General features: G+C 71.5%; 19 protein-coding genes and 1 pseudogene. 14 read left to right on the top strand and 6 right to left on the bottom strand.

Annotated elements, in window-relative coordinates; translation table 11 throughout:
• Nucleotides 1-293: 293 nt before the first annotated feature.
• Both OH735_RS15065 and OH735_RS15060 read right to left on the bottom strand, forming a co-directional pair.
• Nucleotides 294-3,584, bottom strand: a complete 3,291-nt coding sequence (locus tag OH735_RS15065) for a S41 family peptidase (RefSeq protein ID WP_406382033.1) — start codon at nucleotides 3,582-3,584, stop codon at nucleotides 294-296.
• A 218-nt stretch (nucleotides 3,585-3,802) separates the two neighbouring features.
• Nucleotides 3,803-4,168 carry an SsgA family sporulation/cell division regulator gene (locus OH735_RS15060; protein WP_406382032.1) on the bottom strand — a complete coding sequence of 122 codons (366 nt, stop codon included), beginning with the start codon at nucleotides 4,166-4,168 and terminating at the stop codon, nucleotides 3,803-3,805.
• Between the two features lie 205 nt (nucleotides 4,169-4,373).
• Here OH735_RS15060 and OH735_RS15055 point away from each other — a divergent pair, with 205 nt between their 5' ends.
• The 5 genes from OH735_RS15055 (at nucleotide 4,374) to OH735_RS15035 (ending at nucleotide 9,022) form a co-directional block, all read left to right on the top strand.
• Nucleotides 4,374-5,465 (top strand): energy-coupling factor ABC transporter permease, encoded by a 1,092-nt coding sequence (locus tag OH735_RS15055; protein ID WP_406382031.1) that lies wholly within the window; start codon nucleotides 4,374-4,376, stop codon nucleotides 5,463-5,465.
• A 1-nt stretch (nucleotide 5,466) separates the two neighbouring features.
• Nucleotides 5,467-6,228, top strand: coding sequence for a cobalt ECF transporter T component CbiQ (gene cbiQ, locus OH735_RS15050; RefSeq protein ID WP_406382030.1), 762 nt, complete (start codon nucleotides 5,467-5,469; stop codon nucleotides 6,226-6,228).
• Nucleotides 6,225-6,995 (top strand): energy-coupling factor ABC transporter ATP-binding protein, encoded by a 771-nt coding sequence (locus tag OH735_RS15045; protein ID WP_406382028.1) that lies wholly within the window; start codon nucleotides 6,225-6,227, stop codon nucleotides 6,993-6,995. Before cbiQ ends, OH735_RS15045 begins: the two co-directional genes overlap by 4 nt.
• Nucleotides 6,996-7,061: 66 nt before the next feature.
• On the top strand, nucleotides 7,062-8,225 hold the full coding sequence (locus OH735_RS15040; protein ID WP_406386565.1) for a serine hydrolase domain-containing protein: 1,164 nt from the start codon (nucleotides 7,062-7,064) through the stop codon (nucleotides 8,223-8,225).
• Nucleotides 8,222-9,022: an SDR family NAD(P)-dependent oxidoreductase gene (locus tag OH735_RS15035; protein ID WP_406382027.1), complete on the top strand. Its 801-nt coding sequence runs from the start codon at nucleotides 8,222-8,224 to the stop codon at nucleotides 9,020-9,022. Before OH735_RS15040 ends, OH735_RS15035 begins: the two co-directional genes overlap by 4 nt.
• A gap of 393 nt (nucleotides 9,023-9,415) precedes the next feature.
• On the opposite strand, the gene OH735_RS15030 is transcribed toward OH735_RS15035, so the two are convergent.
• The 4 genes from OH735_RS15030 to OH735_RS15015 all read right to left on the bottom strand — a co-directional run bounded on the left by OH735_RS15030 (nucleotide 9,416) and on the right by OH735_RS15015 (nucleotide 13,780).
• Nucleotides 9,416-9,916, bottom strand: a complete 501-nt coding sequence (locus tag OH735_RS15030; RefSeq protein WP_406382026.1) for a YbaK/EbsC family protein — start codon at nucleotides 9,914-9,916, stop codon at nucleotides 9,416-9,418.
• Between the two features lie 78 nt (nucleotides 9,917-9,994).
• Complete coding sequence (locus tag OH735_RS15025) at nucleotides 9,995-10,228, bottom strand: hypothetical protein (protein ID WP_406382024.1); 234 nt, start codon at nucleotides 10,226-10,228, stop codon at nucleotides 9,995-9,997.
• On the bottom strand, nucleotides 10,225-11,862 hold the full coding sequence (locus OH735_RS15020) for a penicillin-binding transpeptidase domain-containing protein (protein WP_406382023.1): 1,638 nt from the start codon (nucleotides 11,860-11,862) through the stop codon (nucleotides 10,225-10,227). Before OH735_RS15020 ends, OH735_RS15025 begins: the two co-directional genes overlap by 4 nt.
• 151 nt (nucleotides 11,863-12,013) lie before the next feature.
• The gene (locus OH735_RS15015; protein ID WP_406382022.1) at nucleotides 12,014-13,780 is read right to left on the bottom strand and encodes a dolichyl-phosphate-mannose--protein mannosyltransferase; all 1,767 of its coding nucleotides are present in this window, start codon (nucleotides 13,778-13,780) and stop codon (nucleotides 12,014-12,016) included.
• Nucleotides 13,781-13,833: 53 nt separating this feature from the next.
• Here OH735_RS15015 and rsmI point away from each other — a divergent pair, with 53 nt between their 5' ends.
• From rsmI to OH735_RS14970, 9 genes and pseudogenes are all read left to right on the top strand, one after another.
• Nucleotides 13,834-14,712 (top strand): 16S rRNA (cytidine(1402)-2'-O)-methyltransferase, encoded by an 879-nt coding sequence (gene rsmI, locus OH735_RS15010; RefSeq protein WP_406382020.1) that lies wholly within the window; start codon nucleotides 13,834-13,836, stop codon nucleotides 14,710-14,712.
• 177 nt (nucleotides 14,713-14,889) lie between these two features.
• A complete protein-coding gene (locus OH735_RS15005; protein WP_406382019.1) occupies nucleotides 14,890-15,285 on the top strand; it encodes a hypothetical protein in 396 nt (131 codons plus the stop codon).
• 60 nt (nucleotides 15,286-15,345) lie between these two features.
• Nucleotides 15,346-16,212, top strand: a complete 867-nt coding sequence (locus OH735_RS15000) for a TatD family hydrolase (RefSeq protein ID WP_406382018.1) — start codon at nucleotides 15,346-15,348, stop codon at nucleotides 16,210-16,212.
• A 120-nt stretch (nucleotides 16,213-16,332) separates the two neighbouring features.
• Complete coding sequence (locus OH735_RS14995; RefSeq protein WP_406382017.1) at nucleotides 16,333-16,860, top strand: ubiquitin-like domain-containing protein; 528 nt, start codon at nucleotides 16,333-16,335, stop codon at nucleotides 16,858-16,860.
• A 79-nt stretch (nucleotides 16,861-16,939) separates the two neighbouring features.
• A pseudogene (rsmA, locus tag OH735_RS14990) lies at nucleotides 16,940-17,797 on the top strand (16S rRNA (adenine(1518)-N(6)/adenine(1519)-N(6))-dimethyltransferase RsmA); the annotation flags it as partial.
• A gap of 209 nt (nucleotides 17,798-18,006) precedes the next feature.
• Nucleotides 18,007-18,900 carry a 4-(cytidine 5'-diphospho)-2-C-methyl-D-erythritol kinase gene (locus OH735_RS14985; protein ID WP_406382016.1) on the top strand — a complete coding sequence of 298 codons (894 nt, stop codon included), beginning with the start codon at nucleotides 18,007-18,009 and terminating at the stop codon, nucleotides 18,898-18,900.
• A 102-nt stretch (nucleotides 18,901-19,002) separates the two neighbouring features.
• Nucleotides 19,003-20,817, top strand: a complete 1,815-nt coding sequence (locus OH735_RS14980) for an ABC-F family ATP-binding cassette domain-containing protein (RefSeq protein ID WP_406382014.1) — start codon at nucleotides 19,003-19,005, stop codon at nucleotides 20,815-20,817.
• A gap of 169 nt (nucleotides 20,818-20,986) precedes the next feature.
• A complete protein-coding gene (locus tag OH735_RS14975) occupies nucleotides 20,987-22,627 on the top strand; it encodes a PQQ-binding-like beta-propeller repeat protein (RefSeq protein ID WP_406382012.1) in 1,641 nt (546 codons plus the stop codon).
• Nucleotides 22,628-22,873: 246 nt separating this feature from the next.
• Nucleotides 22,874-24,865 carry a PQQ-binding-like beta-propeller repeat protein gene (locus tag OH735_RS14970; protein WP_406382011.1) on the top strand — a complete coding sequence of 664 codons (1,992 nt, stop codon included), beginning with the start codon at nucleotides 22,874-22,876 and terminating at the stop codon, nucleotides 24,863-24,865.
• Nucleotides 24,866-24,941: the final 76 nt, after the last annotated feature.

Genomic DNA, 24,941 nt, shown 5'->3' with positions numbered 1-24,941 from the left:
AGAGGCAACCGATTATTTTTTCAGGTGCCCGGACTGCACCGGCGGCCTCTACGTTGCCGGACAGAACCTGCGATCCGCACTCCGCATACGGCCTGACTTCACGTCAGCCCCCGAAGGACTTCCACAGCCGACCACTTGGCACGACGATCGAACGGCGCCCTCGACGCACACTCGACCACATCGGTATGGCCGAACGCCTCATCCGCACCGTCCCCGACGGCCGCGCGATGTCGATCGACGGCACCGCCCACCACCCCGACACGGAACGCCCGGACGCCTTCTCAGTGGCCTGCCTACCGCGGCGGCAGGGGGGGACGCCGACGGTCCGGGACCGAGCCGTACGTCGGCGGGGTCGCCGCCGGGTGCGCGGCCAGCAGGTCCAGGGCCACCCGCACCGCGTCGTCGAGTACCGCGTACCGGCCCTCGGCCCAGTCGAGCGGGGTGCGCAGGGCTTCCAGGTCCGGTTCGACGCCGTAGTTCTCGACCGACCAGCCGTACGTGTCGAACCAGGCCGCGTTCATCGGCACCGTGATCACCGTGCCGTCGCCCAGCCGGTGCCGGCCGGTCATGCCGACCACGCCGCCCCACGTCCGCTGGCCCACCACCGGGCCCAGCTTCAGCAGCCGGAACACGGCGGTGATCATGTCGCCGTCGGAGGACGTCGCCTCGTCGGCCAGGGCGACCACCGGACCCCGGGGGGCGTTGGACGCGTACGACACCGGCTGGGCGTTGCGGGTCAGGTCCCAGCCGAGGATCGTGCGGGTGAGCTTCTCGACCACCAGCTCGCTGATGTGGCCGCCCGCGTTGCCGCGTACGTCGACGATCAGCGCCGGGCGGGAGACCTCCATGCGCAGGTCCCGGTTGAACTGTGCCCAGCCGGAGCCGCCCATGTCGGGGATGTGCAGGTATCCGCACTTGCCGCCGCTCAACTCCCTTACGACCTCTCGGCGTTTGGCCACCCAGTCCTGGTAGCGCAGGGGGCGTTCGTCGACCAGGGGGATGATCGCGACGCGGCGGGGAGCGCCCTCCCCCTCGGGCGGGCGGAAGGTCAGTTCGACCGTGGTGCCGCCCGCCGCGGAGAGAAGGGGGTACGGGCCCGCCACCGGGTCGACGGGGCGGCCGTCGATATGGGTGAGGACCGAGCCCTCCCGGATGCCCGTACCGGCCAGCGGGGAACGGGCCTTGGAGTCGGAGGAGTCGCCAGGCAGGATGCGCCGGATCGTCCAGTCGCCGTCCCGGCACACCAGGTTCGCGCCGAGCAGGCCGATCGCCCGCTGGTAGTGCGGCGGGCCCTCGTTGCGGCGGGCCGGTGCGACGTAGGCGTGCGAGGTGCCCAGTTCGCCCAGGACCTCGCGCATCAGATCGGCGAACTCGTCGGGGGAGGCGACCCGTTCGACGAGCGGGCGGTACTGGTCGAGCACGGCGTCCCAGTCGATGCCGCACATGTCCGGTTCCCAGAAGTACGAGCGGATGATGCGGCCGCCCTCCCCGTACGCCTGGCGCCACTCCGCCGCCGGGTCGACCTCGTGCAGGATGCGGCGCAGGTCGAGGTAGACCGTCGAGTCGCTGTCGCCGATCTCGGTGGCGGGGACGGCGCGCAGCTCGCCCTGGTCCATGACGACCAGCCGCGTCGCGTCGCCGCTGACCGCGAACCAGTCCAGGTGGCCGACGAGTTCGGTCTTCCTGGCCTTGGAGATGTTGAAGTGTTCGAGTGTGGGACGGCCCGACATGTCCGCCGGGTTCGCGAACGTCTCGCCGAGCGCGCCGGAGATCGGCCAGCGCAGCCAGACCAGCCCGCCGCCGCTCACCGGATGAAGGGCCGAGTACTTCGACGCCGAGACCGGGAACGGCGTCACCCGGTTCTCCAGCCCCTCGAACTCGACCGTGACCGTCGACGGCCCCTCTCCCGTGCCCGTGTCGGGTACGTCGTCGGCCGGGTCGAGTCCGCCCGCCGCCGGGCGCCCCTCCGGTGACAGGGCGAACGGGGAGGGTGTCGCCGAGGAGAGCGGCACCAGGTACGGGCGGCAGCCCAGCGGGAAGGAGAGGTCCCCGGTGTGGACGTCGTACACCGGGTCGAAACCGCGCCAGGAGAGGAAGGCGAGGTAGCGTCCGTCGCCCGTGAAGACGGGATTCTCGTCCTCGAAGCGGCCGTTGGTGACATCGACGATCACCGGCGAGCCGGTGCCCAGGATGCGGGCCAGTTTGATCTGGCGCAGCGAACGGCCGATGCCGGGGTGCGACCAGGCCAGCCAGGCGCCGTCCGGCGAGAACGCCATGTCGCGGACCGGGCCGTTGATGGAGCGGATGAGTTCCACGGGCTCCCCCGTGGACGTCTCCTCGTCCGTGTCCAGGAGCAGCAGCCGCCCGTCGTTCGTCGCGATCGCCAGGCGTTCGCCGTCCGGGTCGGCGACCAGTTCGTGGACCCTGCCGATCTGTCCGGAGGCCAGCCGGCGCGGGGCGCGGTCGCCGCTGGCGCGCGGCAGGTAGGCGATCTCGATCGCGTCCTCGCCGTCGGCGTCCGTGACATAGGCGACCTGGCCGCCGCTGCCGAGCATCTCGGGCAGCCGGACCCGGACCCCCGGGGTGTCGGCGATCGTCCGGGCGGGGCCGTCGCGGTGGGTGAGCCAGTACAGGCTGCCGCGTACGGTGACGGCGCTGGCCCGGCCCGTCTCGTCCACGGACAGCGAGTCGACGTTGCTGGCGGCCGGCACCTGGTGCGTACGCCGTCCGACGCGCGGCCCGCCGAGCCGTACCTCCAGCTTCCGCGGCACCGCGTCCGGCGAGGCCAGATCGTCCACCAGCCACACGTCGCCCGCGCACTGGTAGACGACCCGGCGCCCGTCGCTGGAGGCGTGCCGGGCGTAGAAGGCGTCGTGGTCCGTATGGCGGCGCAGATCGGTGCCGTCGGGCCGGCAGGAGTACAGATTGCCGACGCCCTCGTGGTCGGAGAGGAACGCGATCCGGCCGCCGACGAACATGGGCGAGTCGAGATGCCCGCCGATGTCCGGGAGCAGCCGCTTGCCGTGCAGCCACAGCCGCCCCATCGCGCCGCCCCGGTACCGCTTCCAGGAGGCCGGTTCGTGCGGCGGTGTGCCGGTGAGCAGCAGGGTGCGCCGCTCGCCGTCGATGTCGGCGACCGCGATGTCGGAGACCGGACCCCAGGGCAGCTTCCCGCCGGGGCTGCCGTCCGTGGGGAGGGTGTAGGCCCAGGAGATGTGCGCGAACGGCTGGTTGTGCGAGGACACGGCGAGGATCTGGGCGGCGTCCCCCGGATCGGGGGTCCAGCCGCAGACCCGGGCGTCCGTCGATCCCCAGTAGGTGAGCCGCGTCGCCGGGCCCCCCTCGACCGGTGCGAGATGGATCTCGGGGTCGAGGCTGCGCCAGGTCGTGTAGGCGATACGGCTCCCGTCGGGGGAGAACCGCGGGTGGCTGACTCTGGTCCGGTCGACGGTCACCCGCCACGCGCGGCCCGGCCGCTGCCCCTCCGGCGCGAGGGGAGCGACCCAGAGGTCGTCCTCGGCGGCGAAGCAGAGCAGATCGTCGTGGAGGTGCGGGAATCGGAGATACGCGACGTCGTCACTCACTCTTCAATGCTTTCCGCGTGCGGGGGCCCCGGCAACTTGTGGTGCGGAACACAAGCGAAACGCATTCGTTTCGCTGGGCGGCGCCGCCGCTATGTAGCCCTGATCCGGGTGGCACCGCCGGCACTCGCCGGATTCGGCGCGGCTTCCGCGTCCACCGCCACCTCCAGTTCCTTCTCCATTCCGGGTACGTCATCGCCGTCCGCGTCATCGCGTGGACGTCATGCGTCCATATGGGTCATGGGCGTGGGGGCGGGGGCGTCCTCGCCGTAGGTGCGGTGCAGAAAACGGATCAGCGGCGCGTTGTCGATCTGCACCACCTCCACGCCCTCCTTCGAGCGGAGCTCCACGACCAGTTGGGTCCGGCCGCACGGCCACACCCGGATGCCGCCGAGTTCGGCGGGGGCGCGCAGTCCGCGCTCCAGCAGGTCGCGGCTGAAGGACCAGTCGATGCCGCCGGGGAAGGCGAGATGGACGGTGCGCGGGTCCACGTCGGCGTCGTACAGCAGGTCGACCGGTACCGCCGGGAGGTCTGGGGTGTCATTGACGAGCCAGGCCTCGGCCTGTTCATGAATCACGGGGGGCATGGCCGACTCCTCCAGTCTGTTCGTATTCGTCATCTAATGTCCCATATTTCCTGCTGGAGGCGCGGTGAGAATTCCAGCCGGGGAGGCGATGGGTGGGCAGCTGTGACAGACCTGCTCTTGCGAATCATTCGCAACAAGGCCCTATCATTGAGCGGTTCACGACACCGTTCGCGGTACGCAGGATCGCAGGAAGCGGAGCCCCCACATGCATGTACCCGACGGATTCATCGATGCCCCCGTCTCCGCCGCCGCCGGAGTCGTCGCCGCGGGCGCCGTCGCCGTCAGCCTGCGGGGCGCCCGGCGCGAGCTGGGGGGCAACTCCCGCTCGAGCGCAGCCGAGAGTGGGGGAGAACGCACCGCGCCGCTCGCCGGTCTCGTCGCCGCGTTCATCTTCGCCGTGCAGATGCTGAACTTCCCGGTCGCCGCCGGCACCAGCGGGCATCTGCTGGGCGGGGCGCTCGCCGCGATCCTGGTCGGGCCGTACACCGGGGTGCTCTGCATCTCCGTCGTCCTCCTCATGCAGGGCATCCTCTTCGCCGACGGCGGTCTCACCGCGCTCGGCGTGAACGTGCTCGACATGGGCATCACCACCACCGTCGTCGCGTACGCCCTCTTCCGCGGGCTGGCCCGCGTCCTCCCACGGACCCGCCGCTCCGTGACGGTCGCGTCCTTCGTCGCCGCACTGGTCTCCGTACCGGCCTCGGCCTGCGTCTTCACACTGATCTACTGGATCGGCGGCACCACGGACATCCCGATCGGCAAGGTCTTCACCGCCATGGTCGGGGTCCACGGCCTCATCGGGATCGGCGAGGCCGTGATCACCGCGCTGACCGTCGGCGCCGTCGTCGCCGTACGCCCCGACCTGGTCCACGGCGCCCGCGGACTCACCACCCCGCTCAAGCTCCGGGTCGACGGGGCGCTCGTCGACGCCCCGGTCCGGCAGCCCGTCGCCCCGGTCGCCGCCCGCTCCACCCGCGGGCTCTGGGCCACCGGCCTGGTCACCGCCCTCGTCCTCGCGGGCTTCGTCTCCTTCTACGCCTCCGCGAGCCCCGACGGCCTGGAGAAGGTCGCCGCCGACCAGGGCATCGACAAGAAGACCGAGGAGCACGCCGCCAAGGACTCCCCGCTCGCCGACTACGGCGTCAAGGACATCTCCGACGCCCGCATCTCCGGCGGCCTCGCCGGGGTGATCGGTGTCGGCGCCACGATCGTGGTCGGCAGCGGCGTCTTCTACGTGATCCGCCGCCGCACGCCGGACGCGCCCGCCGCCTCCACGCACGACCGGGAACTGGTCTGACATGGGCGCGGGACACGCGCACAAGCTCTACCGGCACGGGCACTCGCCCGTCCACGACCTGCCGCCGCACTGCAAGCTCGCCGCCACCCTCTGCTTCGTCGTGGTCGTCGTCTCGACGCCGCGCGAGGCCGTGTGGGCGTTCGCGCTCTACGCGGTACTGATCGGCGCCGTCACCGCACTGGCCCGCATCCCCGCGGGCTTCCTGCTGGGGCGGCTGCTCATCGAGGTGCCGTTCGTCGCGTTCGCGCTGCTCATGCCATTCGTGGTGCCCGGCGAGCAGACCCACGTCCTCGGCCTCTCCGTCAGCGTCCCCGGCCTCTGGGGCGCCTGGAACGTCCTGGCCAAGGGCACCCTCGGCGTCGCCGCCTCCGTAGTCCTCGCCTCCACCACCGAACTGCGCGCGCTGCTGCTCGGCCTCCAGCGGCTCAGGCTGCCGCCGCTGCTCGTCCAGATCGCGTCCTTCATGATCCGGTACGGCGATGTGATCACCGACGAGCTGCGCCGGATGTCGATCGCCCGCCGCTCCCGCGGCTTCGAGGCCCGCGGGATACGGCAGTGGGGCGTCCTGGCCAAGTCGGCGGGCGCGCTCTTCATCAGGTCGTACGAGCGCGGCGAACGCGTCCACCTCGCGATGGTCAGCCGCGGCTACGCCGGTTCCATGCCCGTCATCGACGAGGTGACGGCCTCCCGGACCCAGTGGGCGTACGCCGCCGCCCTCCCCGTCCTCGCCCTCACGATCTGTCTGCTGGGATGGACCCTATGAGCCTGCACACCGCCCCCGCGCCGTCCCTGGAGGTCAGCGGCCTCGCCTACGCCTACCCCGACGGCCACCAGGCGCTCTTCGGCGTGGACCTGACCGTCGACCGGGGCGAACGCGTCGCCCTGCTCGGCCCCAACGGAGCCGGCAAGACCACCCTCGTCCTCCACCTCAACGGCATCCTCGACGCCGGCGCGGGCACCGTCCGGGTCGCCGGTCTCCCCGTCGACAAGCGCAACCTCGCCGAGATCCGCCGCCGCGTCGGCATCGTCTTCCAGGACCCCGACGACCAGCTCTTCATGCCCACCGTCCGCGAGGACGTCGCCTTCGGCCCCGCCGCGTCCGGGCTGCGCGGCGCCGCACTGGAGGAACGCGTCACCGAAGCGCTCGCCCAGGTCGGCATGGCGCAGTACGCGGACCGGCCGCCGCACCACCTCTCCTTCGGCCAGCGCCGCCGCGTCGCCGTCGCCACCGTCCTCGCCATGCGGCCGGAGATCCTCGTCCTGGACGAGCCGTCCTCCAACCTGGACCCGGCCTCCCGGCGCGAACTCGCCGACATTCTGCGGTCCCTGGACGTCACCGTGCTCATGGTCACGCACGATCTGCCGTACGCCCTGGAGCTCTGCCCCCGCGCGGTCGTCCTGAGCGAGGGCGTCATCGCCGCCGACGACCGCACCCAGGATCTGCTCTGCGACGAGAAGCTGATGCGCAGCCACCGCCTGGAGCTGCCGTTCGGCTTCGACCCGCGGTCCGTGACCGTGGATTCGAGGTGACCCGCCCCACCTGCGACCTGCGACGGGATGCACCATGGAGGGATGAGCGGGAGCGCAGGAACAGGTGTGGACGTACGGGGCACGGTGGCGGCCGGATTCGAACCGGTCCGGGACGCCTTCGTCCGTAACTTCGAGCAGCGCGGCGAACGAGGCGCCGCCGTCACGGTCTACCGGGACGGGCGCAAGGTCGTCGACCTGTGGGCCGGCACGAGAGACGTCGACGGGGCCGAACCGTGGGCCGTCGACACCGTGCAGATCGTCCGCTCGGCCGGAAAGGGCATCGCCGCCGCCGTACCACTGCTGCTGCACCAGCGCGGCCAGGTCGATCTCGACGCCCCGGTCGGCACGTACTGGCCGGAGTTCAAGGCGGCCGGCAAGGAGCGGGTGCTCGTCCGCCACCTCCTCGCCCACCGGGCCGGCATACCCGCGCTCGACTGCCCGCTGACCCCCTCCGAGGCGGCCGACGGGATCTCCGGTCCGCAGGCCGTCGCCGCCCAGCGCCCCCAGTGGGAACCCGGCACCGACCACGGCTACCACGCCCAGACCTACAGCTGGCTCATCGGCGAACTGGTGCGCCGGGTCACCGGCCGCACCGTCGGCCGCTGGATCGCCGAGGAGATCGCCCGCCCGCTCGGCCTCGACTTCTGGTTCGGCCTCCCGGCCGACGAGGCACACCGGGTGGGCCGCATAGGCCCCGTCGAACCACCGGCCGTCGCGGGCAACGGCGGCACCCTGCGGATGCGCCCCAAACGTTCCGTCGCCGACGCGTACCGCGATCCGGAGTCCCTCACCCGCCGCGCCTTCGGGGCCATCGACCCCTTCCCCGACGAGAACGCCCCCGACTACCGGGCGGCCGAACTCCCCGCCTCCAACGGCATCGCCACCGCCCGCGCGCTGGCCCGCTGCTACGCCGCGATGATCGGCCCGGTCGACGGCCACCGCCTGTTCGCCCCCGCCACCCTCACCCTCGCCCGCACCGAGGAGTCGGCGGGCCCGGACCGGGTCCTGGTCGTCAACACCCGTTTCGGCCTCGGCTACATGCTGCACGGTCCGGCGGCCCCGCTGCTCGCCCCCGGCTCCTTCGGCCACCCCGGCCGGGGCGGCTCGCTCGGTTTCGCCGACCCCGAATCCGGTATCGCGCTGGGCTATGTGACGAACGGTCTGCAGAAGGGAGTCACCGCCGATCCCCGTGCCCAGGCCCTGGTCAGGGCAGTACGGTCGGCGCTATGACTCCTCCTTCCTCTGCTGGTTCACGGTTCGACGGATATGGCGTACTCATCACCGGAGCGGGCCGGGGCATCGGGGCGGCCACGGCCGGCCGGCTGGCCTCGGAGGGCGCCCGCGTCCTGGTCACCGACCTGGACGGCGACCGCGCCGAACGCACCGCCGCGGCGATACGCGAGAGGGGCGGGACCGCCGAGGCGCTGCCGTGCGACGTGTCCGACCGGGCCGCGGTCGAGGCCGCGGTCGCCCACGCCGTCGCCGCCTTCGGCTCCCTCGACGTGCTGGTGAACAACGCGTACGCCTGCACGCCCGATGCCCCGCTCTTCGAGGACGAGCCCGACGAGGCTTGGCAGCGCGACCTGGACATCACGCTCACCGGCCCGTACCGGTGCGCCCGCGCCGCCCTTCCGTACCTGGTGGCCTCCGGCCGGGGCGCGATTGTCAACATCGGCTCGGTCAACGGCGAACAGGACTTCGGCAACCACGCCTACAGCGCCGCCAAGGCCGGCCTGGGCAGCCTGACTCGCACCCTCGCGGGCCATGCCGGACCGCGCGGCGTACGCGTCAACCTGGTCGCGCCCGGCACGATCCGCACGGACGCCTGGGCGGGCCGGGACGCGGAACTGTCCCGCTTGAGTGGCCTCTACCCGCTCGGCCGGATCGGCGAGCCCGACGACATCGCGTCCGCCGTCGCCTTCCTCGCCTCGCGCGACGCGGCCTGGATCACCGGCACGACGCTACGGGTGGACGGCGGTCTGACCACGGTGAACTCGGCCTTCCACCAGGCGGCTTCGGCGGAGTGACGGAGCCCGCGTCCCTGCCGCCGGGGTACGAGCGGGGTGCAGAATAAACGTGACACATCGGGGTTCGGGTGTCACGTTCCCGCGAAGGGGTGGGCGGCGAACGGGGCACATCGCCCACCCCGCTCGGACCAGCCGTTGGCCGCGGGGGTGTCGTCGGACGTCCTGCGCCATAGCCGGTCGGAGCTGGGCTGGGCGATGTCCAGGCAGAGGGTGTGCCAGCCCGAAGCCCTGCCGAAACGATCAAGTCCGGGCGAACCGGCCCCTTTTCACCCCATCGGATCCCTCACCGCCCGCAACGCCCTGACGTGCCGGTCGCAGGCCGGGAACGGGGTACGTCGCCCCCGCTGGCGTGCGTGACAGCGGCGATCAGGACGGCGAAGGCGACCAGGGGTGTCACGCGGACTGCTCGCGCACATCCACCACGGTTCCGCCGGCGTGCCCGATCAGGGTCTTGGGGTCGAGCGGGAAGACGGTGTGCGGGGTGCCCGCGGCCGCCCACACCACGTCGTGGTCCAGCAGTCCGCGGTCGGCCAGCACCCGGGTCGTCGTACGGTGCCCGAAGGGCGGTACGCCCCCGATCGCGTACCCGGTCGTCTCCCGGACCAGATCGGCCCCGGCCCGCTTGACCTTCGCGGCCCCCAGCTCTGCGCGCACGAGCTCGACGTCGACGCGCGAGGATCCGTCCATCAGGACCAGCACCGGGACGCCGTCGGCCTCGAAGATCAGGGACTTGACGATCTCGCTGAGCTCGCAGCCGATCGCGGCGGCGGCCTCGGCGGCGGTACGGGTGGCCTCCGGGAACCGGCGGACCTCGACATCGAGGCCCAGTTCCCGCAGGGCCTCGGCGAATCGGGGGTGGGCTTCGGCGGCAGCGGTGGTGTCGGGAGTGCTCATGCCCTGCACGCTAGCGAACACGGCACAGGGCGCGCGACGGGGTTCACGCGTGCGGAACCCGTCGGGACGGAATCGCCGTCACCTCTTCCCGGCGTACGACACGACGCAGCCGACGGTCAGCGTCACCCCGAGCACTCCTAGGGAAAGTAGGCCAAGGACCTTGAGGAGCCCCACGCCGTCCGCCGCGCCTCTGATCGCGCCGGCGATCCCGCCGACGGACGCGCATGCCCCGAGCACGAACATGCGCGAGCCGAGGGGCCCTGACAGGCCGCGGCCGGACGTGCCCACGGCCTTGGCGGGGCGACGCCTCACGACCCCGCTCGCAGCACCGCCGCCACCACCGGCCCCGCCGCGTCGCCGCCGTGGCCGCCGGACTGGACGACCGCCGCGGCGGCCAGGTCGTTGCTGAAGCCGGTGAACCAGCTGTTGGACGTGTCCTGGCCGTCGACCTCCGCCGAGCCCGTCTTGGCGCCCTTGTCGCCGCCGACCGAGGCCATCGCGGCCTTTCCGGTGCCCCAACTCGCGGTCTGGCGCATCATGTTGGTGACCTGCTGGGAGGCGGACGGGGAAAGCGACCGGGAGGCGGTGGCGATCGGCCGGCCGTCGAGGTCCCGGTCGACGAGAATCGGCTGGCGGAAGGTGCCGTTCTTCGCGGTGGCGGTGATGGACGCCATGTTGAGCGCGTTCATCTGGATCGTGCCCTGACCGATGTACTGCGCGGCTGCCTCGCCTTCGGTCTCCTCGGGCACGCTGCCGTCGAAGGACAGGATGCCGGTCTTCCAGTCCAGGCCGATTCCGAAGACGTCGCGGGCCTCCTTGGCGAGCGCCGCGTCGTCCTTCGTGTCGTCGATCAGCTTGATGAAGGCCGTGTTGCAGGACCGGGCGAAGCTGGTCGTCAGAGTGCCGTCGGGAATGGAGAAGTCGTCCAGGTTCTTGAAGGTGCTGTTGTAGTACGTCGCGGTCGGCGGGCACTCGATCTTCTGGTTGGCCGAGGCGAGGCCCTTCTCGATCAGCATCGCCGCCGTCACGATCTTCATCGTCGACCCGGGTGCCTGCTTGCCCTGCATCGCCGTGTTGAAGCCGGTGGCCGGATTGTTGGCGACCGCGCGGATCGCACCCGTGGACGGCCTGATCGCGACCACCGAGGCCTGGCTGAACTTCTTCACGGCAGTCTCGGCCGCCGCCTGGGCGTTCGCGTCCAGGGTGGTCTGCAGCTTGCCCGGCCTGCCCTTGGTGAGGGTCAGCAGGGTCTTGCCCGGCCCGTCCGCGTTCGCGCTGTCGATCCAGGTCTCGATGCCGGCCGTCCCGCCGGCCTTCTCCCCGTACTTGTCGCGCAGCGCGTCCAGGATCGGTCCCAGGGAGGGGTACTTCTCCTTGGTGAGCACCTTGCCGTTGTGGTCGATGGCCTCGATCGACGGCGCCGACGCCTCACCCGTCTTCAGCGACGCACCGGCCGTCAACTGCGGGTGGATCACGGTGGGGGCCCAGTCGACCAGCGGCCGGCCGGTGGTCAGGCCGCGCACCACGGTCAGATCGGAGGAGTACGACCAGGGCTTGGACTTCCCCTCGAACGACACGGTCGCCTTCACCGCGAAGGGCACCTTCGAACCCACTGCCGGGCCCGGAGTGATCACCGCGTCCGTGACATGGGCGCTCTCGCGGTAGCCGCTCAGGGCGGGTTCGGCCTCGGTCGCGTTGTTGGTGAGCTGGGACGCGACGGCCGCGTCACCGCTCGCCCAGGCCTTGAGGAACTTCTTCGCCGTGTCGTCGATCTCCGCGGCGGTGACCGGCCCCGTCTTCACCTCGGCGGAAGCGGACTTGCTGTTCGTACCGTCGCCGCCCCCGCCGTTCAGCCCGTCCAGGACGTTGTACGCGCCGTAGCCCACCCCGCCGACCACGACCGCGAACACTCCGCCGACCATCGCGACCTTCGCTCCACTGCGCATCCGTCAGTCCCCCTCCCCCGGAGTTCCCCTTGAACGTGTCCAAGGGGATGGTGCTGGGCACCCTACGGGACCGCGGTGACAGTCGAGATGGTCGTTATCGGAACGGGATACGTGTGGCATGAATACGACGGTCGAATCATGGTGCACCCTCCTAAATCCAGGTATTGAGCCACATTCGGTTCCGCCAGGATCCGTCGGGAATGGGCGTTCCCGTGTAAATGGGCCAGAAATAAATGAAATTCCAGATGATCAGCAGGACCAGCACGCCCGCCGCGACAGCCCCCAGCGTCCGCCGCCGTTCGCCCGTCGCGTCTCCGGTCACCAGGCCGAGTTCCCGCCGGGGGCCGGTACCCGCCGCCGGGCCCAGCATCGCGCCGATCATCATCGTGACCGCCAGACACAGGAACGGCACGAACACGACCGCGTAGAAGAGGAAGATCGTCCGCTCCTGGTAGAAGAACCAGGGCAGCCAGCCCGCCGCCACACCGCAGGCGATCGCACCCGCCCGCCAGTCGCGCCGGAAGAACCAGCGCCACAGCACGTACACCAGGGCGAAGCACGCCGCCCACCACAGCAGCGGCGTCCCGATGGCCAGCACCTCGCGGGAGCATTTGCCGGTCTCCGACGCCGCGCAGCCCGGCTGTTCCTGCCAGAAGTAGGAGACGGGCCGGCCGAGCACGATCCAGCTCCAGGGATTGGACTGGTAGGTGTGGCCGGAGGTCAGATTCACATGGAATTCGTAGACCTGGTACTCGTAGTGCCACAGGCTGCGCAGCCAGTCCGGCAGCCACGTCCAGTTGCCGCCCCTGCCGTCGGTCTGCGCCCAGTTCCGGTAGTAGCCCTTGTCGGTGACGATCCAGCCGGTCCAGGACACGAGGTACGTGAGGATCGCGACCGGGACCGTGGAGACGAACGCGGGCAGCAGATCGCGCTTGAGCACCGCCAGGTACGGCCGCACCGCACCCGCGGTCCGGCGCGCGCCCACGTCCCACAGCACCGTCATCAGGCCGAAGGCGGCCAGGATGTACAGGCCGTTCCACTTGGTGGCGAAGGCCAGCCCCAGCATCAGACCGGCCGTCAGTCGCCACGGGCGCAGGCCGAGGCGCAGATTCTCCGCGACCCCGGCGTCGGGGCGCAGCACACCCTCCTCGTCGACCGGCAGCGCCGCGGCGAGCCTGCGCCGCGCCCAGTCGCGGTCGATCAGCAGCGCGCCGAACGCGGCCAGCACGAAGAACATCAGCACCAGGTCGAGCAGCGCGGTGCGGCTCATCACGAAATGCAGACCGTCGACGGCGAGCAGTGTGCCCGCCAGGCACCCCAGGAACGTCGAGCGGAACAGCCGCCGGCCGATCCGGCACAGCATCAGCACCGACAGCGTGCCGAGCACCGCGACCATGAACCGCCAGCCGAACGGCGTGAAACCGAAGAAGTGCTCCCCGATCCCGATGACCCACTTGCCGACCGGCGGATGCACCACATAGCCCGGGTCCACCGGAACGTGCACCTTCGACGGATCGTCGAGGATGAGCTTGTCGATGTCCTTGGGCCAGTCGCCCTCGTACCCCTGGTTGATCAGCGCCCAGGAATCCTTGGCGTAGTACGTCTCGTCGAATATCAGCGCGTGCGGGCTGCCGAGCTGCCAGAACCGCAGCACCCCCGCGACCAGCGCCACCAGCAGCGGACCGCCCCAGGCGGACCACCGCACCAGGCGCCCGGCCAGCGGCGGGGAGATCCCGAGTACCGCCCACAGCTGGAGGCCGGGCCGGGTGTACGGCGGAACCAGCCGTTCACGCAGCCCGATTCCGGGCCGCGGCGCATGGCCGAAGCGGCGCAGCCGCTGTTGCCAGGAGGCGGGCTCTTCGCCGTGCGGTTCCCCGGCGTCTTGACCCTGCTGGGCCTCGGGCGCAGTACTCGTCACCGCGCCATCGTAGGGAACGCGTCTGTGCGAACGTTGTCGCCCGTGCTGGGAGGATGACTCATGTGACTGGAACGACTGGAACGCTGGTACTCGCAGGAACCCCCATCGGCGATGTGGCGGACGCCCCGCCGCGCCTCGCCGCCGAACTGGAGACGGCCGATGTCGTCGCCGCCGAGGACACCCGGCGGCTGCGCCGCCTCACCCAGGCGCTCGGCATCCACACCACGGGGCGGGTCGTCTCCTACTTCGAGGGCAACGAGTCGGCCCGTACGCCCGAACTCGTCGAGGCACTGACCGGCGGCGCCCGCGTCCTGCTGGTCACGGACGCCGGGATGCCGTCCGTCTCCGACCCCGGCTACCGGCTGGTGGCCGCGGCGGTGGAGAAGGGCATCAAGGTCACCGCGGTCCCCGGCCCGTCCGCGGTGCTCACCGCTCTCGCCCTGTCCGCGCTGCCCGTCGACCGGTTCTGCTTCGAGGGCTTCCTGCCGCGCAAGGCGGGCGAACGGCTCGGCAGGCTGCGCGAGGTCGCCGACGAGCGCCGCACCATGGTCTTCTTCGAGGCCCCGCACCGGCTCGACGACACCCTCGCGGCGATGGCCGAGGTCTTCGGCGCCGACCGCCGGGCGGCCGTGTGCCGGGAGCTGACCAAGACGTACGAGGAAGTGAAGCGCGGCCCGCTGGGCGAGCTGGCGGCGTGGGCGGCCGAAGGGGTGCGCGGCGAGATCACCGTCGTCGTCGAGGGCGCGGCCGACTCCGGACCCGGGGAGCTGGACGCCGCGGAGCTGGTACGCAGGGTGCGGGTGCGCGAGGAGGCGGGGGAGCGACGCAAGGAAGCCATCGCCGCTGTGGCCGCTGACGCGGGGCTGCCCAAGCGCGAGGTCTTCGACGCGGTCGTGGCGGCAAAGAATGCGGAGCGAACCGGCCCCGCTTAGGTCAACGAACCGATCTCGTAAGCAAAGCGGGAGTCGCGCATCGGGCCTTTCTGCCACGAGATGGCCAAAACCGCTCCAACACTCGTCACGGTCCGATGCGCTCCCGCCGGTAAGGGCGTCCACTGGACCAAGGACGCATTCTGCGGAGTGCTCGTCCGGCGGACCAAAGGAGCAGGCATGAGCGAGATCACACCTACCACCGTCCATGAGGCGTATGCCTTCGCCTGCATGAAGTGCGGATACGGCTGGGAACAGGCCTACGAGATAGAGCACCACGTCGACGGTTCCAACAACGACTACGTCATATACAAGGCGGACGGGGAGCGGGTCCCCTCGCCCCTCTCCCGGCCCAACTGCGCGAACTGCGGCGGGCACGTGCTCCGGTTCATGCGGGCCGGCCGGGTCTCGACCGTCCAGAACCTGCTCCACACGTCCCGGACGCCGCGGCCGCCCGTCGAGGGCGTCGACGCCCCGGCCGGCGAGGCCATGACCGCCGCCCCCACCACCGCACCCGCGGGCGCGCAGCACCACTGGCACCTGTCCGGCCTGCTGCACCCCTTCCACCGCAAGTAGCGGCCGGTCGGCTTCCACCGCCGGCGAGGCGCCCGGCGCGGTCCTCGTACGATCGTCGTCATGAGCCGTACCGAAGCCCCGCCGCTGCCCGAACCCCTCCGGGTGCCGGTCGCCGATTCGCACACCCACCTGGACATGCAGGACGCGACCGTCGAGGAGGGCCTGGCCAGGGCCGCGGCGGTCAACGTGACCACCGTGATCCAGGTGGGCTGCGACGTGGCCGGTTCACGCTGGGCCGCCGAGACGGCCGCCGCGCACGCGAACGTGCACGCGGCGGTCGCACTCCATCCCAACGAGGCGCCGCGCATCGTGCACGGCGATCCCGATGGGGGGTCGCGGCAGGGGGCGCGCGAAGGGGGCGGGACAGCGGCGCTGCACGAGGCGCTCGCGGAGATCGACGCGCTGGCCGCGCTCGACCACGTACGCGGTGTCGGCGAGACCGGGCTCGACTACTTCCGTACCGGCCCCGAGGGCATGGCCGCGCAGGAGGAGTCCTTCCGCGCCCACATCGAGATCGCCAAGCGGCACGGCAAGGCGCTGGTCATCCACGATCGCGAGGCGCACGCGGACGTGCTGCGTGTCCTCGCCGACGCGGGCGCCCCCGAGCGGACCGTCTTCCACTGCTACTCCGGCGACGCCGATATGGCCCGGACCTGCGCGGACGCCGGGTACTTCATGTCCTTCGCGGGCAATGTCACCTTCAAGAACGCCCAGCCGCTGCGTGACGCGCTGGCCGTCGCGCCGATGGAACTGGTCCTGGTCGAGACGGATGCGCCGTTCCTGACCCCCGCCCCGTACCGCGGACGGCCCAACGCGCCTTATCTCATTCCCGTTACGCTGCGTGCCATGGCGGAGGTGAAGGGCGTGGACGAGGACGTCCTGGCGTCGGCCATCGCCGACAACACCGCTCGCGCATTCGACTACTGACGGTACGTATTCAGCCGTCGGTCACGGTACGCAGTCGGGCTGTTTTGGAGAGTCACCGATGCTCCGCTATCATCCCGGGCGCCATCAGGCGAGCCGGCCGATCGGATCCTCTGGAGCATCGTGAGCAACTCGAAGGGCAGTCACCGCGCGGCACGCGGCAGCGGACGTACGGCGGTGGCGCGACCGCCCGCCCCGCGACCGCCGGCCCCGCTGCCCGCCGCCCCCGCGTCCGTCCCGCTCCATGAGCGGCTGACGCTCGCCGCCTGGGCGGTCCACGCCCCGACCGTCGTCGACCTGCCGTCGCCCGGCCGGCCGGCCGCCCCCGACGCTCCCGGCGGCCGGGCGGCAGCGCGCCGGGCCGCCCGGCGGCACAGGGCCCCGGTCCGGCCCGAGAGCCTGCGCCGCCTCGTTCCGCAGGCCCTCGTCGTCGCGTTCCTGGCCGGTGGCACGACGGCGTTCGTGGCCTGCGACAAGGCGGTGACGCTCGACGTCGACGGCAGGCCCCGCACCCTGCACACCTTCGCGGACGACGTCGACGAGCTCCTCGCCGACGAGGGCGTCACGCTCGCCGCCCGCGACAGCGTCATCCCGGCTCTCGGCAGCGGACTCGCCGACGGCGACGAGGTCGTGGTCCGGCCGCGGCGGTAGGAGCCCGGCGCCCGGCCGGAGAAGCCGGGTGTGCGACGGGCGCGAGCCCCCGGCCACGCCGCGGCCGTACGCTTACCGGGTGAGCACCACTGAGCCCGACGCCCTCCTGGGCCCCGCAGACATTCGCGAGCTGGCCGCCGAGCTGGGCGTACGCCCGACCAAGCAGCGCGGTCAGAACTTCGTCATCGACGCCAACACGGTCCGCCGGATCGTGCGGACGGCGGAAGTCCGCCCGGACGACGTCGTCGTCGAGGTCGGTCCCGGGCTCGGCTCGTTGACCCTGGCGCTGCTGGAGGCGGCGGACCGGGTCGTCGCCGTCGAGATCGACGACGTGCTGGCGCGCGCCCTGCCGGCCACGGTCGCCGCTCGGATGCCGGGGCGCGCCGACCGGTTCGCGTTGGTGCACTCCGACGCGATGCTGGTACGGGAGCTGCCGGGCCCGGCGCCGACCGCGCTGGTCGCGAACCTTCCGTACAACGTCGCCGTGCCGGTCCTGCTGACGATGCTGCAACGGTTCCCGTCGATCGAGCGGACCCTGGTCATGGTCCAGGCCGAGGTCGCCGACCGGCTGGCCGCCCGGCCGGGCAACAAGGTGTACGGCGTGCCGTCGGTGAAGGCCAACTGGTACGCGGACGTCAAGCGGGCCGGGTCCATCGGCCGCAACGTCTTCTGGCCCGCCCCGAACGTCGACTCCGGTCTGGTGTCGCTGGTCCGGCGCACCGAGCCGATCGCGACGAGCGCGAGCCGGACCGAGGTCTTCGCGGTCGTCGACGCGGCCTTCGCCCAGCGCCGCAAGACGCTGCGGGCGGCCCTGGCCGGCTGGGCGGGCTCCGCGCCCGCCGCCGAAGCGGCGCTGGTCGCGGCCGGGATCTCGCCGCAGGCCCGCGGCGAGGCGCTGACGGTCGAGGAGTTCGCCGCCATCGCCGAGAACAAGCCCGCCGGGAACAAGCCCCTTGGGAACGAGCCGGCCGGGAACGAGCCGGCCGGGAACGAGCCCGTCGGGAACGAGCCCGTCGGGAACGAGCCGGCCGGGAACAAGCCCGCCGAGAACGAGCCCCTCGGGAACGAGCCGGCCGGGAACGAGCCGGCCGGGAACGAGCCGGCCGGGAACAAGCCCGTCGGGAACGAGCCCTCCGGGAGGGGCGAGTGAGCGTCACCGTCCGCGTACCGGCCAAGGTCAACGTCCAGCTCGCGGTCGGCGCCCCGCGCCCCGACGGCTTCCACGACCTGGCCAATGTCTTCCTCGCCGTCGGCCTGTACGACGAGGTCACCGTCACCCCCGCCGACGAGCTGCGCATCACCTGCTCGGGCCCGGACGCCGCAAAGGTCCCGCTGGACGCGACGAACCTCGCCGCCCGCGCCGCGATCGCACTGGCCGAACGGCACGGCATCGCCCCCGACGTGCACATCCACATCGCCAAGGACATCCCCGTCGCGGGCGGCATGGCGGGCGGCAGCGCCGACGGTGCCGCCGCCCTGCTGGCCTGCGACGCCCTCTGGTCCACCGGCGCCCCCCGGGAAGAGCTCCTCGCCATCTGCGCGGAGCTGGGCAGCGACGTCCCGTTCAGCCTCGTCGGCGGCGCGGCCCTCGGCGTCGGCCGCGGCGAGCGGCTGACCCCGATCGAGGTCGGCGGAACCTTCCACTGGGTCTTCGCGGTCGCCGACGGCGGGCTCTCCACCCCGGCCGTCTACGGCGAGTTCGACCGGCTCACGGCGGGTACGGACGTCCCGGCACCGGAGGCCTCACCGGCACTCCTGGCCGCACTGCGCGCCGGGGACACCACCGCGCTCGCGGACGCACTGAGCAACGACCTCCAGCCCGCCGCGCTCTCCCTGCGCCCCTCGCTCGCCGACACCCTCGCCGCGGGCACCGCGGCCGGTGCCCTGGCCGCCCTGGTCTCGGGCTCGGGGCCGACCACCGCGTTCCTGGTGGCGGACGAGGAGTCGGCCCGGAAGGTGGCCGAGGCGCTGATCACCTCGGGCACCTGCCGCAACGCCCGGGCCGCGGTCTCCCCGGCGCCGGGTGCGGCCGTCGTCTGACAGCGCCTGCCACCACCGGAGGGGCGGCAAGGGCGAGCGGGCATCGCACCGCCGTCGCCCCGTACCCTGGGAAGTCGATCGATCCCCCGGGGCAGGAGTGAAATGGCCGTCAATCTGGTCAATGTCGAGCAGGTCAGCAAGGTGTACGGCACCCGTGCCCTGCTCGACGGCGTGTCCCTCGGGGTGTCCGAGGGGGACCGGATCGGTGTCGTGGGCCGCAACGGCGACGGCAAGACGACCCTCATCCGGATGCTCGCGAGGCTGGAGGAGGCGGACAGCGGCCGCGTCACCCACAGCGGTGGGCTGCGCCTCGGCGTCCTGACGCAGCACGACTCGCTCGACCCGGAGGCGACCATCCGCCACGAGGTGATCGGCGACCTCGCCGACCACGAGTGGGCGGGCAGCGCCAAGATCCGCGATGTGCTCACCGGGCTCTTCGGCGGGCTCGCCCTGCCGGGCTTCGAGCACGGCCTGGACACCGTCATCGCGCCGCTCTCCGGCGGCGAGCGGCGCCGCATCGCGCTGGCCAAGCTGCTCATCGCCGAGCAGGACCTGATCGTCCTCGACGAGCCGACCAACCACCTCGACGTCGAGGGCATCTCCTGGCTGGCCGGCCATCTGCGGGCCCGCCGTTCGGCGCTCGTCTGCGTCACCCACGACCGCTGGTTCCTCGACCAGGTCTGCACGCGCATGTGGGACGTCCAGCGCGGCACGGTCCACGAGTACGAGGGCGGCTACAGCGACTACGTCTTCGCCCGGGCCGAACGGGAGCGGATCGCCGCGACCGAGGAGTCCAAGCGGCAGAACCTGATGCGCAAGGAGCTGGCCTGGCTGCGCCGCGGCGCCCCCGCCCGTACCTCCAAGCCGCGCTACCGCATCGAGGCGGCCAACGAACTGATCGCCGACGTGCCGCCGCCGCGCGACACCAGCGAGCTGATGAAGTTCGCCAACGCGCGGCTCGGCAAGACCGTCTTCGACCTGGAGGACGTGACCGTCCAGGCGGGCCCCAAGACGCTGCTCACCCACCTCACCTGGCAGCTCGGCCCCGGCGACCGGATCGGCCTGGTCGGGGTCAACGGCGCGGGCAAGACCTCGCTGCTGCGGGCGCTCGCCGAGGCGGCCCGTACGCAGGGCGACACCCAGCCCGCCGCCGGGAAGGTCGTCGTCGGCAAGACCGTCAGGCTCGCCTACCTCTCCCAGGAGGTCCACGAGCTGAACCCGGACCTGCGGGTGCTCGAAGCGGTGCAGCAGGTACGGGACCGGGTCGACCTCGGCAAGGGCCGGGAGATGACCGCGGGCCAGCTCTGCGAGCAATTCGGCTTCTCGAAGGAGAAGCAGTGGACCCCGGTCGGCGACCTCTCCGGCGGTGAGCGGCGCCGGCTCCAGATCCTGCGCCTGCTGATGGACGAGCCGAACGTCCTCTTCCTCGACGAGCCCACCAACGACCTCGACATCGAGACCCTGACCCAGCTGGAGGACCTCCTCGACGGCTGGCCCGGGTCGATGATCGTGATCTCCCACGACCGGTTCTTCATCGAGCGCACCACGGACCGCGTGATGGCGCTGCTCGGCGACCGCACGCTGCGGATGCTGCCGCGCGGGATCGACGAGTACCTGGAGCGCAGGCAGCGGATGGAGGAGGCGGCCACCCCCTCCGCCGCGCCCGCGGTCAAGGAGAAGGCCGCACCGGCCGCGACCGTCTCCCCGCAGGCCGCACGCGCGGCGAAGAAGGAACTGCAGAAGGTGGAGCGGCAGCTCGACAAGGTGTCGACGCGGGAGACCGCGCTGCACGCACAAATCGCGGACAACGCCACGGACTTCGAGAAGGTCGCCAAGCTGGACGCGGAACTGCGCGAACTGGTCGCGGAGCGCGACGAGTTGGAGATGCGCTGGCTGGAACTGGCCGAGGACGCCTGATCGCTGAGGTGCATGAGGCGCCTGAGACGCCCGCGGTGCGTGAGGCGCCCGCGGTGTGGCGGGTGTGGCGGGTGTGACCCGTGCAGCTTGAGGGGCGGGTGGTAGAAAGAAGCCTTGCCCGGCGCAGGTGCAGGTGCCGGACCAGGTCCGCACGAAGGGGGACGTGTCGATGACCCAGCCGCCCGGCCGGCAACCGTCGCAGGGAGGCTTCGGCGCCCCGTACGATCCGCCGCCGGGGCCGTACGGGACGCCGCCCGTACAGCCCGGTCCGTACGACGCGCCCACGCAGCCCGGTCCGTACAACGCGCCCGCGCAGCCGGGACCGTACAACGCGCCCACGCAGCCCGGTCCGTACGACGCGCCCACGCAGCCCGGTCCGTACAACGCGCCCACGCAGCCCGGTCCGTACAACGCGCCCACGCAGCCGGGACCGTACAACGCGCCCACGCAGCCCGGTCCGTATGGCTACCAGGCTCAGCCGCAGCCCGGATACGGCGCTCCGCCACAGCCGCCGCAGCAGCCGCAGCCCGGGGGCGGCGGCTTCTTCCGGGGCAGGCGCGGGGCGGTCCTGGGCGCCGTGCTCGCCGTGGTGCTGCTGGCCGGTGGCGGCGTCTGGTTCGCCACGAGCGGCGACGGCGGGTCGAAGCCCACGGCGGAGGCGAGCGCCGATCCCGGCCCGAGCTCCACCGGCGACGGGAGCGACGGCAAGGGCCAGGGGCAGGGCAAGGACCAGGGCGCGCACGACCTCCGCGCGGAGGCCGACGCGCTCAACGCCCAGCGCAAGCCGGGCGAGGCGAAGGTCACCGCCGACGGCAAGATCGTCCTCGGGATCGAGAGCGGTCACGGCGACCAGGCGCTCTGCAACGCGCTCCAGATGGTCGACCTCACGACCGGCAAGGCCGGCTGGCACAAGACGTACAAGCGGCAGGGCACCTGGGACCTGCTCTCCGACCCCGCGATGGCGATCAACGGCGACACCGTGACCGTCGGGCGCAAGACCAGGACGGACGCCTTCCGGGTCAGCGACGGCAAGGTGCTCTTCGGGAAACTGCCGGGCAACTGCCAGCCGTTCGGCTTCGCGAGCGGCCCCGTGGCGATCGCCGCGGCCAGCTGTCAGACGGCCGCCGACGACCACAAGGAACAGCTGGTGGAGCGGATCGACCCCGCCACCGGCAAGGTCCAGTGGACGTACAGGGTCAAGAAGGGCTGGGAGGTCGCGCAGTTCTACTCGGTCAGCCCGCTGGTCGTCTCCCTGAAGAAGGAGCGCGACTGGGCCGTCATCATGCTCAACGCGGACGGAACCTACCGCTCCCAACTGGTCGGCGGCACCGAGAACTACAAGACGCAGTGCGACACCGACGTCGTCTCCGACGGCAAGAACCTCGACAACTGCCTCGGGGCGGCGGCCGACGACAAGACGGTCTACCTGGCGACCAAGCCCGACGAGTCCGACCCCGCCCCCACCAACAAGGTCGTCGCCTTCGATCTGGCCAGCGGTCAGACCAAGTGGAAGGCCGCAGCCCCCGCCGGGCAGACCCTGATGCCGATGCGGGTGGAGGGCGGCAGGTTGCTGATGTACCTGTCGGCGGCGAAGAACAGGGGCGGCGGCATCGCGTTCCTCCCGTCGACCGGTGGCACACCGCAGATGGTGCTGCGGCACCCGGCCGCGGCGGCAGAGGCCGAACGTGGTCTCTTCGACACCCGGGTCGCCTACGTGAACGGGCGTTCTTTCCTCTTGAGCACGAGCATCACCGGGATCGAGGACGGGGACGAGAAGTGGATGAAGTCGATGGTGGCTTTCGGTAGCTGACGGGCCGAGGCGTAACGAGGGCATCACGGGGCGGTTCTCCCTTGGGAACAGGGGGTGGACCGACCCGGTGTCCGTGGTGGGGCGGGTGGTACAAAGAAGCCCCGCTCGACTGTCGTAACACTGCGGGATCCATGCCTGATTCGCTCCTTTTCGTGGAGTTCAGGGGCCTTGTCGGCCCCTTCGAGTTCCGCGGAATCGCGGGGGAGACCGGACCGGGCACCGGACCGCACGAAGGGGGACGTGCTGATGACCCAGCCGCCCAGCCAGCAACCGCCGCAGGGTGGCTTCGGCGCACCGCAGGAGCCGCCGCAGGGAAGTCCTCAGCCGCCCCAGGGCCCGCCGCAGACCCCGCCGCCCGCGCAGCCGCCGCAGACCCCGCCGGCTCCGCAGTCCCCGCCGCCCGCCCAGCCCGGTTACGGCTTTCCTCAGGCCCCCGGTCAGGCGCCGGGCCAGATGCCAGGTCAGGCGCCGGGCCAGGCCCCCGGTCAGGCGCCGGGTCAGATACCCGGCCAGGCGCCGGGTCAGATGCCCGGCCAGGCCCCCGGTTACGGCTATCCCCAGCAGCCCGGTCCGTACAACCAGCAGCAGCCGGGCCCCTACAACCAGCAGCCCGGTCCGTACGGTCAGGCGCAGCCAGGCCCGTACAGCCAGCAGCCCGGTCCGTACGGTCAGGCGCAGCCGGGCCCGTACAACCAGCAGCCCGGCCCGTACGGCCAGCAGGCACAGCCCGGTTACGGCTACCCGCAGCAGCAGTACCCCGGCGCACCGGCCCCGGGCGGCCCCGGCGGTGGCGGCCTCTTCAAGCGCAAGCCCGCGCTGATCATCGGCGCCGCGGTCGTCGCGCTCCTCGTGATCGGTGGCGGCGTACTCATCGCCACGAGCGGGGGCGGCGACGACAAGAAGCCCGTCGCGCAGAAGAGCGACGACGCCAAGCCGAGCACCTCGCCCTCCGTCGACGAGGGCAACGGCAACGGTGACGGCGACGGCCGCGAGACCGACGACGACCTCAACGCGGGCCGCAAGGAGGGCGAGGCGAAGGTCCTCTGGCTGCAGAAGAACGACATCGACCTGCCGCGCAACGGCTCGTACGTGTACGGCCCCTGGGTCGTCGGCGACATCGTCGTCAAGGGCATGTACCGCAGCATCTCCGGCTACTCCGTGGCCGACGGCAAGCAGAAGTGGACGCTGAAGCTGCCCGCCGACCTGTGCGCGGCACCCTCGCAGACCACCACCGACGGCAAGATCGTCATCGGAGTCAAGAACGACACGACCGAGAGGGCGGTCTGCGCGGACCTCCAGATGATCGACCTCAACACCGGCAAGGCCGGCTGGAAGAAGTCGATCAAGAAGAACGGCGTCTGGGACATAATGTCGGACATCTCGCTCGCCATCAGCGGCAACACCGTGACGGTCGGGCGCACCGGCAACTCCAACGCGTACCAGGTCAGCGACGGCAAGGAGCTGTTCGGCAAGCAGCCGGGCAACTGCCAGCCGTTCGCCTTCGCGGGCGGGCCGAAGCTGATCGCCGCCTCCAGCTGCCGCACCGACGACGTCGAAAATCCGCAGCACCAGGTCCAGGAGCTCGACCCGACGACCGGGAAGCCCAAGTGGACGTACCGGCCCAAGCGCGGCTGGGAGATCGACCGGGTCTTCTCGGTGAGCCCGCTGGTGGTCTCCCTGAAGAAGGACAAGGAGTGGAGCCTTCTCTCCCTCAGGGAGAACGGCTCGTTCCGCTCCGGGCTCGTCAGTGACAAGGGCGACAAGTTCTCGCCGGACTGCGGCAGCTCCTTCGTCACCTTCGTCAAGTCCCTGGACGTTTGCACGGGTGTCGCCGCCGACGCCAACACGTTCTACATGTCGACCTCGCCGGACTCCAGCGGCCTCGCCCGTACGAACAAGGTCGTGGCGTTCGACCTGAACACCGGCAAGCCCAAGTGGAAGGCCGCGGCCCCGGCCGAGCGCACGGTGAAGGTGCTGCGCATGGAGGGCGGCAACGTGCTGCTCTACGTGGAGGCCGGTTACAACAAGGGCGGCGGGATCGCCACCCTCGCACCGACCGGCGGCGCCGTGCAGATGGTGCTGAAGCACCCCGTGTCGATGTCCGAGATCGAGAGCACCTTCTACAACACGAAGATCGTCTACGCCGGTGGTCGTTCGTTCATCGCGAGTGGATTCGTCAGTGGGAGAAACGACAAGGAAGAGCTGGAGACGAAGACCATGATGGCCTTCGGCAACTGACGGCTCACGAAGACCTCTCACGGTGGGCAGCGGCCCGAGCCCCTTCGGCTGCCGCTGCCCGCCCCGACTCACCGAC

It is taken from the genome of Streptomyces sp. NBC_01618 (genome assembly GCF_045209435.1).
Taxonomy (GTDB): Bacteria; Actinomycetota; Actinomycetes; order Streptomycetales; family Streptomycetaceae; genus Streptomyces.
This window is presented reverse-complemented; position numbering and strand designations above follow the sequence as displayed.

Bases quoted from the DNA above. Each gene is read 5' to 3' on its own strand.
- cbiQ (WP_406382030.1), top strand. From the start codon at position 5,467: ATGGGCGCGGGACACGCGCACAAGCTCTACCGGCACGGGCACTCGCCC.
- OH735_RS15045 (WP_406382028.1), top strand. From the start codon at position 6,225: ATGAGCCTGCACACCGCCCCCGCGCCGTCCCTGGAGGTCAGCGGCCTC.
- OH735_RS15055 (WP_406382031.1), top strand. From the start codon at position 4,374: ATGCATGTACCCGACGGATTCATCGATGCCCCCGTCTCCGCCGCCGCC.
- OH735_RS14970 (WP_406382011.1), top strand. From the start codon at position 22,874: ATGACCCAGCCGCCCAGCCAGCAACCGCCGCAGGGTGGCTTCGGCGCA.
- OH735_RS15060 (WP_406382032.1), bottom strand. From the start codon at position 4,168: ATGCCCCCCGTGATTCATGAACAGGCCGAGGCCTGGCTCGTCAATGAC.
- OH735_RS14980 (WP_406382014.1), top strand. From the start codon at position 19,003: ATGGCCGTCAATCTGGTCAATGTCGAGCAGGTCAGCAAGGTGTACGGC.
- OH735_RS15020 (WP_406382023.1), bottom strand. From the start codon at position 11,862: ATGCGCAGTGGAGCGAAGGTCGCGATGGTCGGCGGAGTGTTCGCGGTC.
- OH735_RS15035 (WP_406382027.1), top strand. From the start codon at position 8,222: ATGACTCCTCCTTCCTCTGCTGGTTCACGGTTCGACGGATATGGCGTA.
- OH735_RS15000 (WP_406382018.1), top strand. From the start codon at position 15,346: ATGAGCCGTACCGAAGCCCCGCCGCTGCCCGAACCCCTCCGGGTGCCG.
- OH735_RS14975 (WP_406382012.1), top strand. From the start codon at position 20,987: ATGACCCAGCCGCCCGGCCGGCAACCGTCGCAGGGAGGCTTCGGCGCC.
- rsmI (WP_406382020.1), top strand. From the start codon at position 13,834: ATGACTCATGTGACTGGAACGACTGGAACGCTGGTACTCGCAGGAACC.
- OH735_RS15005 (WP_406382019.1), top strand. From the start codon at position 14,890: ATGAGCGAGATCACACCTACCACCGTCCATGAGGCGTATGCCTTCGCC.
- OH735_RS15030 (WP_406382026.1), bottom strand. From the start codon at position 9,916: ATGAGCACTCCCGACACCACCGCTGCCGCCGAAGCCCACCCCCGATTC.